This window comes from Stenotrophomonas sp. 2YAF26 (assembly GCF_052114625.1).
GTDB lineage: Bacteria > Pseudomonadota > Gammaproteobacteria > Xanthomonadales > Xanthomonadaceae > Stenotrophomonas > Stenotrophomonas indicatrix.
In genome coordinates this window covers 45,622-58,563 of sequence record NZ_JBFRFC010000010.1, presented here as the reverse complement: position 1 = coordinate 58,563, position 12,942 = coordinate 45,622, and the positions used below count along the sequence as shown (strand labels likewise).

The following is a 12,942-nucleotide window of genomic DNA, read 5'->3' as shown; positions in this document are numbered from 1 at the left end:
GCATGACCGGCACGACCAACGGACCTGCTCCGGTTACCAGCGAAGGCGATGGCCTGCGACCGCAACTGGCCGAGCTGGTGGCATTGCGCCGCCTGGCACAGCGCCCGCCGCCGCCTCGTCGTGGGCGGGCGGGCAGCGCCGGGCAAGCACCTTCACCACTGCGCGGGCGCGGCATGGAATATGCCGAATCACGCGAGTACGTGGCGGGCGACGACGCGCGTCACATCGACTGGCGCGTCACCGCGCGCACCGGCCGCACGCACACCAAGCTGTTCCAGGCAGAACGCGAGCGGGTCACCCTGATCGTTGCCGATACTTCGCCTGCGCTGTACTTCGGTACCCGCGTGCGCTTCAAGTCCGTGCAGGCGGCGCGCGCGGGTGCCGTCGCGGCATGGTCTGCACAGCGTCGCGGCGACCGCATCGGTGCATTGCGCGGCAGTGATCGCGAGGCGCCGATCGCGCCGGCCGGCGGTGCCCGCGGCGTACTGCGCGTACTCGATGCACTCACGCGCTGGTACGCGCAGCCACCTGCCGATGACCTTGGCCTGGAACGCGCGCTGGACCATGCCGGGCGGGTGCTGCGCCCCGGCGCGCGGATGCTGGTGCTGGCCGATCCGCAGCAGGCGATCCGCATTCCGCCGGCGCGCTGGAGCGCACTGGCCCAACACCATGACCTGAGTCTGCTGCTGCTGGTTGATCCGCTGGAGTTGCAACCGCCAGCGGCTCCCTTGCAGTTTCTCGCCGCACAGCAGCGCATCGGTTTGGACCTGCGCCGCCACGATGTGCAGGCGCACTGGCAGGCGCATTTTGTCGAACCCCTGCAGCAGCTGCGCACGCAGCTTGCTGCGCGTCGCGTCGATGTGCAGGTGCTTTCCACCGATGCGGCCAGCGATGCCTGGCTGGCACCGGCACCGACGGAGGTGCCGGCATGAGTCCCTCCCTGCCGCTGCGTGATGTGCAGTTGCCGGCCTCGCCAACGTGGTGGCCGCCGGCACCTGGCTGGCTGATGCTGATCGCACTGGTTCTGTTGTTGCTGGCAATCGTTGCTGCGGTGGCATGGCGTCGGCGTCGACGCCGACGACAGTGGTTGCATGCGTTCGACCAGGAGATTGCAGCAGTGACCGGCGCGCCGTCGGAACTGGCGGTCATCGCCAGCCTGCTGCGGCGTGCGGCGCGTCAGGCACGCCCCGGCAGCGAAGCCCTGCGCGATGACGCGTGGTGGCAGTACGTCGATCCCAAGGACACCCTGTCGCTCGCGCAGCGCAACCTGCTGGCCGAGGGGGCGTATCGCCCAAGCGTGGATGCCGCTGCCGTGGCCGACGTGCGCGCGTGGGCGCGGGCACGCTACCTGGCGTTGCTGCAGGAGCGCCGCCGATGAGCGCGCTGGCAGCTTACTGGCCCTGGCCGGATCTGCAGCTGGCGTGGCCGCTCGCACTGCTGGCTCTGCCGTTGCCGATCCTGATGTTTGCGTGGAAACGGCGCGCCGACCCGGGCGCCGCGCTGCGCGTGCCCTACGCCGCTGCCGAACTGGAAGCACTGGCCGGTGGCGGTCGTGTCGGCGTTTCCTGGCTGCGCAGTGGACTGCTTTGGCTGGGCTGGCTGGCGCTGTGCCTGGCGATGGCGCGACCACAGCAACTGGGTGAGGCGATCACTCCGCCACAGGAAGGCCGGCAGATGATGCTGGCGATGGACGTGTCCGGCAGCATGAGCGAGCCGGACATGGTGCTTGGCGCACAGGCGGTGGAGCGACTGACCGCTGCCAAGGCGGTATTGGCCGATTTCCTGGACCGTCGTGCCGGCGATCGCGTCGGCCTGCTGGTGTTCGGTGACCGTGCCTACACTCTCACACCGCTGACCGCCGATCTGTCCAGCGTGCGCGATCAACTGCGCGACAGCGTGGTTGGCCTGGCCGGGCGCGAGACGGCCATTGGTGACGCCATCGCGCTGGCGGTCAAACGCCTGCGCAGCCAGCCCGAAGGGCAGCGTGTACTCATCCTGTTGACCGACGGTGTCAGCAACGCCGGCGTGCTGGAACCCCTGCGCGCGGCCGAGCTGGCACGTGCCGAAGGCGTGCGCGTGCACACCGTGGCCTTTGGCAGCGACGGTAGTGCGCGGTTCTTCGGCATTCCCGTAGCCGCTGATCGCGACCCGGTGGATGAGGCAACGTTACGCAGGATCGCCGAGATGACCGGCGGCCGATTCTTCCGTGCGCGTGATACCGACCAGTTGGTTGGCATCTATGCCGAACTGGACAGGCTGGAGCCGATCGCCGCGAAGGGACCGACACTGCGTCCGCGCAACGAGCGTTATGCGTGGCCGCTGGCTGTCGCGTTGCTGCTGGGTGCGTTGGCGTGGGTATGGCCGGAGCGTCGCCGATGAGCGCCACTTTTCTGAAGATGCCCGACTGGAGCGCGTTCGAGTGGAGCACGTTCGATTGGAGCGCGCTGCATTTCCTGCGCCCGGATTGGTTGTGGATGCTGGCGGCACTGCCGCTGATCGTGGCGGTGGCCATCTACCGGCAAAGGCGCAGCGATGCGTGGCGGCAGGCGGTCGATGCCCACCTGTTGTCGCACTTGCTGGCTGGCGAGGGAAAGCGGCGCGTGCGCCTGCCCTGGGCGTTGCTGCTGGGCTGGGCCCTGGCCGCACTGGCGATGGCGGGCCCCAGCTGGCGCCAGCAGGCGCAGCCGGTCTATCAGGCCAGCGCGCCGCTGGTGGTCGTGATGGATCTCTCCAGCCGCATCACCGCGACCGACCTGCCACCCTCGCGCCTGCTGCAGGCACGGGCAAAGATCGGTGCTTTGCTGCGCGCCCGCCAAGGCGGGCAGGTGGGTCTGGTGGTGTATGCCGAAGACGCGTATACCGTGGCGCCGTTGACTGACGACGCTGCCAACGTAGCGCTGTACCTGGACGCGCTGTCGCCGGAGGTGATGCCACGTGATGGCCAGCGCGCCGACCGTGCCATCGACTGGGCGGTGCGGTTGCTGCGGCAGACCGGTGCCCTTCGAGGCCGGATTCTCCTGATCAGCGACCAGGCCGACAGCGAAGCGGTGCTTGCGGCGACGCAGGCGCGCGGCCTCGGCCTGCAGGTGTCGGTGCTGGGCCTGGGCACGCCATCCGGCGCCGCTTATCGCGATGGTCAAGGCCAGATCGCACAGGCCGCGCTGGATGAAACCAGCCTGCGTGCCGTCGCCACCGCAGGCGGCGGGCGTTACCAGCGCATCGCCAGCGATGATCGCGATCTGGAGGCACTGGACGTGCTGGATGCCAGCGAAGGTGGCGCACTGGAGCGGCCCGGGCAGGCCCGGCAATGGCAGGACGAAGGCTATTGGTTGTTGCCGCCGGTGATGCTGTTGGCACTGCTGGCGTTCCGCCGTCGCGCGGTGCTTGCGGCGTTGCTGGCCGTGGGTCTGCTGCCCTTGAGCGGGCAGTTGCAGGCGCAGCCGCGCGCGCCCACAGCTGCGCCGGCCGCGGGCACGTTGTGGGAACGAGCCGACCAGCGTGAGCATGCACGCCTGGCTGAGGGCGTGCAGGCGTACCGTCAAGGTGATTTCGCCACGGCCCGCAAGCAGTTCGAAGGCATCGACAGCGATGCGGGCTGGTACAACCTCGGCAATGTGCTTGCCCGCCAGGGCGACTATGACGGTGCCATCGCCGCCTACGACAAGGCCTTGGCGCGCCACCCGCAGATGGCCGACGCCGTCGCCAACCGTGCGGTGGTCGACGCCGCGCGCAAGCGCAAGTCGTCGTCGAACAACAGCCAGGGGCAGGGCAAGGGGCAGCAGAAGCCGCAGCAGGGACAGCAGCAGAACCAGCAGGGCCAGCAAGGTCAGCAGAATCAGCAGCAGGGCCAGCAAGGTCAGCAGAATCAGCCGCAGCAGGGCCAGCAAGGCCAACAAGGCCAACAAGGCCAACAAGGCCAACAAGGCCAACAAGGCCAACAAGGCCAACAAGGCCAACAAGGCCAGCAAGGCCAGCAAGGCCAGCAGCAATCGCAGGACCGGAAGGGTCAGCAGAATCCCGCGTCTACAGGTTCCGGCCAGCAGGGGGCGAAGCAGGAGCCGCCGCAGGCAGCCGACGCGCAGGCCCAGGCGCAGGCCGATGCCCAGCAACGTCAGCGGATGCAGCAGGCCCTGCAGCAGGCGCGCGCCGCTGAAGCCGGCAAGACGGCAGTGCGCGGCGACGGCAGTACGCCGCAACAGCGCGAGGAACAGCAGGCCGTAGAGGCGTGGATGCGGCGCGTGCCGGATGATCCGGGGGCACTGCTGCGGGCCAAGTTCCAGTTGGAAAACGAACGTAGAATGAGGGAAGGGCGATGACAGGCATGGCGAGCAGGCAATTCCGGTGGCCTCTGCCTGTGCTGGCGATGCTGCTGCTGTGGCTGCCGATGGCGGCCATGGCGCAGACGCGCGCCTGGCTGGAACAGGACAGCATTGCCGCCGGTGATGCGGTCACCCTGCACATCGAGACCGATCAGGGCGCTCCGGACTATGCACCGTTGAATGCCGATTTCGTGCTCAGCGCGCAGAGCAGCAACCGCCAGGTGCAGTGGAGCAATGGCGGCGTCCAGCAGCGCAACCTCTACACGGTTGCGTTGACGCCGCGCCGCACCGGTACGCTGCAGGTGCCTTCATTACAGGTAGGCGCAGCACGCACGGTGCCCTTGGTGCTGCAGGTAAGTGATGCCGTGGTGGCCACCCCGCAGAGCAATGCCACCGCCTTCATCGAAACCGAGGTGGATGACCCGACGCCCTACGTGCAGCAGAGCGTGGGCGTGGTGGTCAGGCTGTACTTCGCCTCGCAGCTGGCGTCGGGCGAACTGGTGCTCGACACACCCAGTGGCGCTTCGCTGCAGCGGGTGGGGGAGGATCGCAGCGACGTGCGCCAGGTCAACGGCCGGCGCTACAACGTGGTCGAACGTCGCTTCCTGCTGATCCCCGAGCGCAGCGGGGCGTTGCGCCTGCCTGGCGCGCGCTTCACCGGCCGCAGTGCAGGTGGCTTCTTCGATGACTTCTTCGGGAGCGGTGGCGATGGCCGCATGAATGCCGTCGGTGCCGAACGCACGCTGCAGGTGCAGGCGCAACCGGCGCAGGCCGTGCAGCCGTGGCTGCCCCTGCACAGCCTGCAATTGCGCTACACCGCCGCACCCAGCAGTGCGCGCACGGGCGAAGCGGCCACCGTGATGGTAGAAGCAATCGCCAACGGCGCTACCCGGGCACAATTCACCGATCTGCCCGTGCCCGACCTCGGCGACGCCGCACAGGTGTTCGCCGAACCTGCCCAGTACGAGGAGACCTTCAACGGCAGCACGCCACGCCTGAAGATCACCCGTCGCTATTCGATCGTGCCGCGGCAGGTTGGATCGCTGCGTGTGCCGGGGCCGCGCGTGGCCTGGTGGAACGTGGACAGTGGCAGTGCCCAGCAGGCCAGCCTGCCGGATCTGGAACTGGCCGTGGCCGCAGGCCGGGCCGGCGCGCCGGTGGTCCAAGCGATCGATACCGATGCCGCGTTGCCGGAAGACGCCGCACCCGCCGCTGCATCCTCTCTTGCACCCACCGCAGCAGGTCCCCGGCCGTGGCCGTGGATGGCTGCCGCCGCAGGCCTGGCGCTGCTATGGCTGTTGACCCTGGCATGGGGATGGCGACGTGGCCGCCGTGCCGTCGTCCACACCCGTCCGGTTCCCCGGCCAGGAGCCAGTGCCCCTGCAACGTCCTCGCGTGCCAGCGTGGCCGAGCTGCGCCGGGCCATCGATGGCGAGGGCTTCGACCAGGTAGAGGCGCTGCTGTGTTCGATGGCCGGCGTGGAACGCCTGGAGCAGGTGATCGAGCGGCTCGCCGATCCGGCCCAGCGGCAGACCCTGCAGGCGTTGCAGCAGGGGCGCTGGGGCGGGATGGGTGATGTCAGCGCGCTGCGGGCCCGCCTGCGCGAAAGCTTCCGTGACGGACCGCACTGGTCGGCCGCCACCGGCGGCGTCGACACTGGGCTGCCGCCGCTGTATCCGCCGCGGCAACCCTGAACCGGCGCGGCTTGCGCGCTTTGTTAGAGTAGATTCATTTTTCGAGGAATCCCGCGCATGACAGCAGCTGCTGCCGACAAGAAGAAGTTGCCCCTGCATTGGAAGATGGGCATCGGCTTTGCGATCGGCCTGGTCCTGGGACTGATCGTGCATGCCCTGGGCGGCAGCGTCGACGGCCTGCAGACCGGTGCCAAGTGGGTAATGGACTACGTCACCACCCCGGCGTCGGGCCTGTTCCTCAACCTGATCTTCATGCTGATCGTGCCGCTGATCTTCTCGGCGCTGATCATGGGTGTGTCGGAGATGGGCGACATCCGCGCCCTTGGCCGCATCGGCTGGAAGACGCTGGCCTACACCGTGCTGCTGTCCGGCATCGCGGTGGGTATCGGCCTGGTGCTGGTCAACCTGCTCAAGCCCGGTGCCGGCGTCGACCCGCAGGTGGCCGCGCTGATGCTGTCGGAGAACGCTGAGCGCAGCAAGGAAATCGTTGCTGGCATCCATGGCACGCCGAAGGGCATGGACATGCTGCTGTCGATCGTGCCGAGCAACGTGCTGCAGGCCGCGTCCGACAATGGCGCGATCCTGTCGCTGATGTTCTTCGCGCTGATGTTCGGCATCGGCATGGTGCTGACCGACGAGGCCAAGGTCGCCCCGCTGCGTCGCGCCATCGAAGGCGTGTTTGAGATCTCGATGACCCTGATCAACCTGGTCATCCGCCTGGCGCCGTATGCAGTGGCCTGCTTCATGTTCAACCTGGCCGCGCTGTTCGGTTTCGATCTGATCATCCGCCTGGGTGCCTACGTGGGCGTGGTGGTGCTGGCGTTGGGGCTGCACATGGTGGTGACCTACGGCACCGCGGTGTGGCTGTCGGGCCGTTCACCGCTGGCGTTCTTCCGCCAGACCCAGGAGGCCACGGTGATGGCCTTCTCCACCGCCTCCAGCAACGCCACCCTGCCGACCGCGCTGCGCGTGGCTGACCAGATGGGCCTGCCGCAGCGCGTGTCGCGCTTCGTGCTGACCGTGGGCGCCACCGCCAACCAGAACGGCACGGCGCTGTTCGAGGGCGTGACGGTGATCTTCCTGGCCCAGTTCTTCGGTGTCGACCTGAGCATCGGCCAGCAGGTCATGGTGATGGCGGTCTGCATCCTTGGTGGTATCGGTACGGCCGGTGTGCCGTCCGGCTCGCTGCCGGTGGTGGCGATGATCTGTGCGATGGTTGGCGTCAATCCGCTGGGCATCGGCCTGATCCTGGGCGTGAACCACTTCCTGGACATGTGCCGCACCGCGCTGAACGTGACCGGTGACCTGGCCCTGACCACCCTGGTGGCCAAGGGCGAAGCGCCGGACACTCCGGCCGAGGCCGCGGCCGCCGCGGCCCGTCTGGACAACTGACCCAGGCAATACCTGATCGGGGTCGGATTCCTTTCCGCAGGAAGGGGCTCCGACCCCTCTTCATATGCGGAATCCAGCGCAGATCTCGACGTTGCCGGCCAACGGCCGGCACTACCGCCCTGGTCGACCTGACCCTGCCGGGCGTCTGTGGGACAATAGGCCGCCCGCAGTTCCGCGGCCGCCTCCCGATTCCGACAGAACCATGACGCAGCCTACCCGTCGCCAGTTGGCCAACGCCATCCGCTTCCTCGCCGCCGATGCGGTTGAAACCGCAAAGTCCGGCCATCCCGGCATGCCCATGGGCATGGCCGACATCGCCGAAGTCCTCTGGAACGACTACCACCGTCACAACCCGAACAACCCGCAGTGGTTCAACCGCGACCGCTTCGTGCTGTCCAACGGCCACGGCTCGATGCTGCAGTACGCGCTGCTGCACCTGAGCGGGTATGACCTGCCGATCGAGCAGCTGAAGGCGTTCCGCCAGCTGGGCAGCCACACCGCTGGCCATCCGGAGCGTCACGAGACCCCGGGCGTGGAGACCACCACCGGTCCGCTGGGCCAGGGTTTCGCCAACGCCGTCGGTTTTGCCTTGGCCGAGAAGCTGCTGGCACAGCGCTTCAACCGCCCGGAGCTGGAAATCGTCGATCACCGCACCTGGGTGTTCATGGGCGATGGCTGCCTGATGGAAGGCATTTCCCACGAAGCCGCCTCGCTGGCCGGCACCTGGGGCCTGCACAAGCTGGTCTGCTTCTGGGATGACAACCACATCTCCATCGACGGCAACACCGAAGGCTGGTTCACCGACAACACCCCGGAGCGTTTCGAGGCCTATGGCTGGAACGTGGTCCGTGGCGTCGATGGCCACGATCCGGAGAGCATCAAGGCCGGTATCGAAGCGGCCCTGTCGCAGGACGGCAAGCCGACCCTGATCTGCTGCCGCACCACCATTGGTTTCGGCTCGCCGAACAAGTCCGGCAAGGAATCCAGCCACGGCGCACCGCTGGGCAAGGACGAACTGGAAGCCACCCGCAAGGCGCTGGACTGGAACTACGGCCCGTTCGAGATTCCCGAAGAGATCTACGCCGGCTGGCGTGCAGGCGGTACCGGCACCCTGCGTCAGGCCGAGTGGGAGCAGCAGTTCGACAAGTACGCTGCGCAGTACCCGGCCGAAGCCGCTGAACTGACCCGTCGCTCGCATGGTGATCTGCCGGCCGACTTCATCGCCAAGGCCGACGCCTACATCGCCCAGGTTGCCGCCGAAGGCCAGACCATTGCCTCGCGCAAGGCGTCGCAGCTGGCCATCGAGGCGTTCGCGCCGCTGCTGCCGGAAATCGTTGGCGGTTCGGCTGACCTGGCGCACTCCAACCTGACCCTGTGGAAAGGCAGCAAGTCCGTCGCCACCGACGATGCCAATGCCAACTACGTGTACTACGGTGTGCGCGAGTTCGGCATGACCGCGATCGCCAATGGCCTGGCCCTGCACGGTGGTTTCATCCCGTTCGACGCCACCTTCCTGGTGTTCAGCGATTACGCCCGCAATGCCGTGCGCATGAGCGCGCTGATCCCGGCCCACGCCATCCACGTCTACACCCACGACTCGATCGGCCTGGGCGAAGACGGCCCGACCCACCAGCCGGTGGAGCATCTGGCCTCGCTGCGCTACATCCCGAACAATGACGTGTGGCGCCCGTGCGATGCCGTCGAGTCGGCCGTGAGCTGGAAGGCTGCGATCACCCGTCAGGACGGCCCGAGCTGCCTGGTGTTCAGCCGCCAGAACTTGCCGCACCAGCCGCGCGACGCTGAGCAGATCGCACAGATCGAGCGCGGTGGTTACGTGCTGGCCGATGCTGCCGGCACTCCGGACGTGATCCTGATCGCTACCGGTTCGGAAGTCTCGCTGGCGACCGAAGCGAAGGCGCAGCTGGATGCGGCCGGCCTGAAGACCCGCGTGGTCTCGATGCCGTCCACCGATGTGTTCCTGCGCCAGGATGCGGCCTACCGCGAATCGGTGCTGCCGAACGCCGTGCGCAAGCGCGTGGCCATCGAAGCTGGCGTCACCGGCTTCTGGCGCCAGTTCGTCGGCCTGGACGGTGCAGTGATCGGTATCGACACCTTCGGTGCCTCGGCCCCGGCCGACAAGCTGTACCAGCACTTCGGCATCACCACCGCGCACGTGGTGGAAGCAGCCAAGGCGCTGTAAGTCCCGCTGCAATGGATAGGGAAAAGGCCGGCGAAAGCCGGCCTTTTCTTTGTCGGTCGATCCGTTTCGCCCGCCGTGCCCGTAGATCCACGCCACGCGTGGATGCGCGTTACATCGTGTCCCGCACTTCCATCAGCGCAAACCCCAGCAGATTCAATCCGCGCCACCGCGCAGGGTTGTGCGCATCGGCGTGATCCTTGGCCAGGCCGATTCCCCAGATAAAATCCACCGGACTGGCTTCCACCAGAACCTGGTCTGCCGTGGCGCGCAGAAAATCACCCAGCGCCGCATTCTGCGAGAACTTGGCCCGATTGCCTTCGACCACCAGGGCGTAGCGCGCCTGCGCCCATTTGGCATCGTCGAAGCCTTCGATCCTGCGGCCTAGTGCCTTGGCGCTCTCCGGCGTCGCACTGGCCAGTATCTGGTCGAGAATCTTCGTGTCGCCGAACAGGCGCGCTTTGCCGGCCATCATGTAGTGTTCTGCGGTGCGGTAGTGCACGCCATCGATGTTGAAACCTGCGTCGTACCACTGGCTGAAACACGACGCCGCCACGCCCCTGCGCGGCGGCTGGTGGCCCCAGAAGCAGAGATAACGCAGGTGTTCGCCGTCGGCTTGGCGGCGTTGCAGGTCATGCAGGAAACGGGAATCGTCGTTCATCGGTACAGGATAGCGCGCTGCGCTACTGCGGTAGGTGCCAACCTTGGTTGGCACTGGTCGTTGTCCGCCGGGCATGGCCCGGCGCTACCCTCCGCGCGATCACGCGGTACGCGCCAGGGCCAGCCTCAACAACCGTGCATTGAGCCGTTCGCCGAAGTCCTTGGGCGACTGCAGTTCCATCCGCTGCAGATACACCGCGTCACCATCACCTGCAGGCTGCCACAGCGCGTCCCACACGGTACGCAGCTTGCTGCCGCGCGTCTGTGTATTGGCCTTCAACCAGCCCAGTGCCTTCACCAGCACCTGTTCGATCTCGGTGAAGTCGCTGCCCAACGGGTAATCGGGCAGGGTGCCATCGTTGCGGAACGGCGCCAGCGCCGCCGCCAGCGCCTGGGGTGTGTTGCGCTGCTGCCGCTGCGCATCAGGTTGCGCCGTGGCGGCCAGCTTGCGCGCGGCGAAGGCCTGCTGCAGCAGCGCGCCCTGGAACGGCGCTTCGGTGATGGCCGCCATGGCGTGCACACAGTCGTCGTCGGTCAGGCCACGCACGTCGGCGATGCCGTACTCGTTGAGATAGATGTCACGCAGGTGGCGCGGAATGGTCGTGTGCCCGTAGTTCCAGCGCACATTGGATTCGCGCTGGCCGCGATCATCACGGGCGGCGCGGAACATCAGCACACTGCGGGCTTCCGGCAGGGCGTGCGCCATCGCCACGAAGTTGTACTGGCCGCCCACGCCCGAGACCACACGGCCATCCTCCAGTGCATCGGATACCGCCGCGCCAAGCGCGGTGGCCATCATGCAGGAGTTGAAGAAGCGGGCGTGACGGCGTTGCAGGCGCTCCAGCGTTTCGTTGCCACCGTACAGCTGGTTGATCTCGCTGATGCGGCGCATGCCGATCGCCCGGCATTCGTCCTCGGGCAGGGTGCGCAGCCACTCATAGAATTCGGATGAGCCCAGGTAGAACGCGCCGTGCAGGTATTCGCCCTCGGCCTCCAGCGTGGCATGGTCGATGGACAGCGTGCTGCCGTTTTCGATGCGCTGCATCAGTGCCAGATCGTCATGCACCTTGCGCTTGATCACACCGGTCTGCACCAGCCGGCGGAAGCCCTCGTTGAGCATTTCGCTGCAGCCGTACAGGCCGATCTCGAACGGGTCCAGTCCGCCGATCTCCTGTACCAGCGGATGGCTGGCCAGTTGCGGATCCAGCGCGTTCAACACGCGGCGGTAGCGTGCGTTGTCGGTGTGGCGCAGTACCAATGCGTGGCTGAGTGCATCGGCCAGGGTGCCGATGCCGATCTGCAGGGTGCCCCCGTCGCGCACCAGGGTGCTGGCATACAGGCCGATGGCGTAGTCGGCGTCGGCCACCGGTTGCCGTGGCAGGCCGAACAACGCCGGATACGGCGCTGGCGGGGTGATGACCAGATCGAAGAAGGACACGTCGACCGTGGCGGTGCCGCCCAGATACGGCAGCTGCGGATCGATCTCGGCGACCAGCAGCGGGCGTGGCAGGCCGCGTGCGGTCATCGCGTCCAGTGTGTCCTGGGTGATGTCGTTGTTGCACGACAGCGAAAGGCGCCGGTCGTCCGGGCGCATCGCCACTTTCTGCACGATCACCTGCGGCGCGCGCTGCGCTACCGCGTCGGCAGCGTGGGTGTAGTTGAGGCTGGTGTAGCTGGATTGCGCCTGCCGCGAACCGAGCAGGGCACCGGACTGCATGTAGAACTCTTCCACCTGCACGTGTGCCGGCAGTGCGTCGCGGGCGATTGCATCGGCGTAGGCCAGGCGCGGGAAGTCTTCACCGAAGTGGCGGGCCGCGAACGGTGCCAGAAAGCGCGCTTCCAGGCCGTTGCCCTTTGCCTGCGGCGGGTTCAGTGACAGCGCGGTATACAGCTGCAGCGGCCGCGACGGGTCCTGTTCGACGCGCGCATACAGGGCGTTGAGCAGGCGGTGTGGTTTGCCCAGCGCCAGCGGCGCACCGATCCGCAGCGGCCCATCCACGCGCGCAAACAGCCAGTCAACGGCGGCGTCGAGGTCGGTGAGGTGTTCGGTCATCCGGGGCGGTCCTGCTTGGGGGAGTGCTGGCATTACAGCATGTCGGGCTTGAACCGCCGTCGACGCGAGACTTCGGCACCGGACACCATGAACTGCCCATCGCCCCGGTAATGCACCGTGCGTGGCAGCTTTGGGCGAGGCGCAACATGGGCGCGCACGATTTCCCAGATGAACAGGTTGCTCGATTCGACCTGGCTGTCGTCATGCAGGCGGCACTCGAAGCTGGAATGGCACTGGCCCACCAGCGGTGCCCCCACCTCCCGCGCTGGCATCGCATCCAGGCCGAACCGTTCGAACTTGTCCACGTCACGGCCGCTGCAGTTGCCGATATCGACCACCGTGTCCAGCAGCTCCACGCCCGGGATGTTGATCACGCATTCGCCGCTGCTGCGGGCCAGGCTGAAGCTATGGTTCTCGTTCCAGAGGTAGGTGGCCACCAGCGAGGGCGAGAAGCCCATCACCATGTGCCAGCCCATCGTCATCAGGTTGCGCTGGCCTTGCCAGGCGGTGCTGACCAGCACGATGGGGCCGGGCTCGAGGAAGCGCCGGGCCTGCTCGACCGGGAAATCACGTTTGCGCAAGGGCATCATGCCGGTACCTGCGGTGGATGCCCCCATGCTGGCGCAG

The 12,942-nt window shown here is 67.2% G+C and carries 10 protein-coding genes; 7 read left to right on the top strand and 3 right to left on the bottom strand.

Annotated elements, in window-relative coordinates:
• The first annotated feature begins 2 nt into the window (after positions 1–2).
• From AB4Y98_RS12175 to tkt, 7 genes are all read left to right on the top strand, one after another.
• Positions 3–932 (top strand): DUF58 domain-containing protein, encoded by a 930-nt coding sequence (locus AB4Y98_RS12175; RefSeq protein WP_442244433.1) that lies wholly within the window; start codon positions 3–5, stop codon positions 930–932.
• Positions 929–1,378, top strand: a complete 450-nt coding sequence (locus AB4Y98_RS12170) for a DUF4381 domain-containing protein (protein WP_132824319.1) — start codon at positions 929–931, stop codon at positions 1,376–1,378. The genes AB4Y98_RS12175 and AB4Y98_RS12170 overlap by 4 nt, the downstream gene beginning before the upstream one ends.
• A complete protein-coding gene (locus AB4Y98_RS12165; RefSeq protein ID WP_312787755.1) occupies positions 1,375–2,379 on the top strand; it encodes a vWA domain-containing protein in 1,005 nt (334 codons plus the stop codon). Before AB4Y98_RS12170 ends, AB4Y98_RS12165 begins: the two co-directional genes overlap by 4 nt.
• Positions 2,376–4,316: a tetratricopeptide repeat protein gene (locus AB4Y98_RS12160; RefSeq protein WP_442244432.1), complete on the top strand. Its 1,941-nt coding sequence runs from the start codon at positions 2,376–2,378 to the stop codon at positions 4,314–4,316. The genes AB4Y98_RS12165 and AB4Y98_RS12160 overlap by 4 nt, the downstream gene beginning before the upstream one ends.
• Positions 4,313–6,013, top strand: a complete 1,701-nt coding sequence (locus AB4Y98_RS12155; RefSeq protein ID WP_442244431.1) for a BatD family protein — start codon at positions 4,313–4,315, stop codon at positions 6,011–6,013. Before AB4Y98_RS12160 ends, AB4Y98_RS12155 begins: the two co-directional genes overlap by 4 nt.
• Before the next feature lie 57 nt (positions 6,014–6,070).
• Positions 6,071–7,405, top strand: coding sequence for a dicarboxylate/amino acid:cation symporter (locus tag AB4Y98_RS12150; protein ID WP_033831880.1), 1,335 nt, complete (start codon positions 6,071–6,073; stop codon positions 7,403–7,405).
• Between the two features lie 202 nt (positions 7,406–7,607).
• Positions 7,608–9,605 (top strand): transketolase, encoded by a 1,998-nt coding sequence (gene tkt / locus AB4Y98_RS12145; RefSeq protein WP_032977193.1) that lies wholly within the window; start codon positions 7,608–7,610, stop codon positions 9,603–9,605.
• Between the two features lie 109 nt (positions 9,606–9,714).
• Here tkt and AB4Y98_RS12140 read toward each other — a convergent pair whose 3' ends face one another.
• The 3 genes from AB4Y98_RS12140 to AB4Y98_RS12130 are packed head-to-tail and all read right to left on the bottom strand — an operon-like array spanning position 9,715 to position 12,905.
• Positions 9,715–10,338, bottom strand: a complete 624-nt coding sequence (locus AB4Y98_RS12140; RefSeq protein ID WP_442244430.1) for an NADAR family protein — start codon at positions 10,336–10,338, stop codon at positions 9,715–9,717.
• A gap of 24 nt (positions 10,339–10,362) precedes the next feature.
• Entirely contained in the window at positions 10,363–12,315 is a 1,953-nt protein-coding gene (locus AB4Y98_RS12135) for an acetyl-CoA hydrolase/transferase C-terminal domain-containing protein (RefSeq protein WP_312786987.1), read from the bottom strand.
• A gap of 32 nt (positions 12,316–12,347) precedes the next feature.
• Entirely contained in the window at positions 12,348–12,905 is a 558-nt protein-coding gene (locus AB4Y98_RS12130; protein WP_442244429.1) for a flavin reductase family protein, read from the bottom strand.
• Positions 12,906–12,942: the final 37 nt, after the last annotated feature.

What these genes read in the sequence shown, in the direction of transcription:
- AB4Y98_RS12175 (WP_442244433.1), top strand. Translation starts at nt 3, where the DNA reads ATGACCGGCACGACCAACGGACCTGCTCCGGTTACCAGCGAAGGCGAT.
- AB4Y98_RS12170 (WP_132824319.1), top strand. Translation starts at nt 929, where the DNA reads ATGAGTCCCTCCCTGCCGCTGCGTGATGTGCAGTTGCCGGCCTCGCCA.
- AB4Y98_RS12165 (WP_312787755.1), top strand. Translation starts at nt 1,375, where the DNA reads ATGAGCGCGCTGGCAGCTTACTGGCCCTGGCCGGATCTGCAGCTGGCG.
- AB4Y98_RS12160 (WP_442244432.1), top strand. Translation starts at nt 2,376, where the DNA reads ATGAGCGCCACTTTTCTGAAGATGCCCGACTGGAGCGCGTTCGAGTGG.
- AB4Y98_RS12155 (WP_442244431.1), top strand. Translation starts at nt 4,313, where the DNA reads ATGACAGGCATGGCGAGCAGGCAATTCCGGTGGCCTCTGCCTGTGCTG.
- AB4Y98_RS12150 (WP_033831880.1), top strand. Translation starts at nt 6,071, where the DNA reads ATGACAGCAGCTGCTGCCGACAAGAAGAAGTTGCCCCTGCATTGGAAG.
- tkt (WP_032977193.1), top strand. Translation starts at nt 7,608, where the DNA reads ATGACGCAGCCTACCCGTCGCCAGTTGGCCAACGCCATCCGCTTCCTC.
- AB4Y98_RS12140 (WP_442244430.1), bottom strand. Translation starts at nt 10,338, where the DNA reads ATGCCCGGCGGACAACGACCAGTGCCAACCAAGGTTGGCACCTACCGC.
- AB4Y98_RS12135 (WP_312786987.1), bottom strand. Translation starts at nt 12,315, where the DNA reads ATGACCGAACACCTCACCGACCTCGACGCCGCCGTTGACTGGCTGTTT.
- AB4Y98_RS12130 (WP_442244429.1), bottom strand. Translation starts at nt 12,905, where the DNA reads ATGATGCCCTTGCGCAAACGTGATTTCCCGGTCGAGCAGGCCCGGCGC.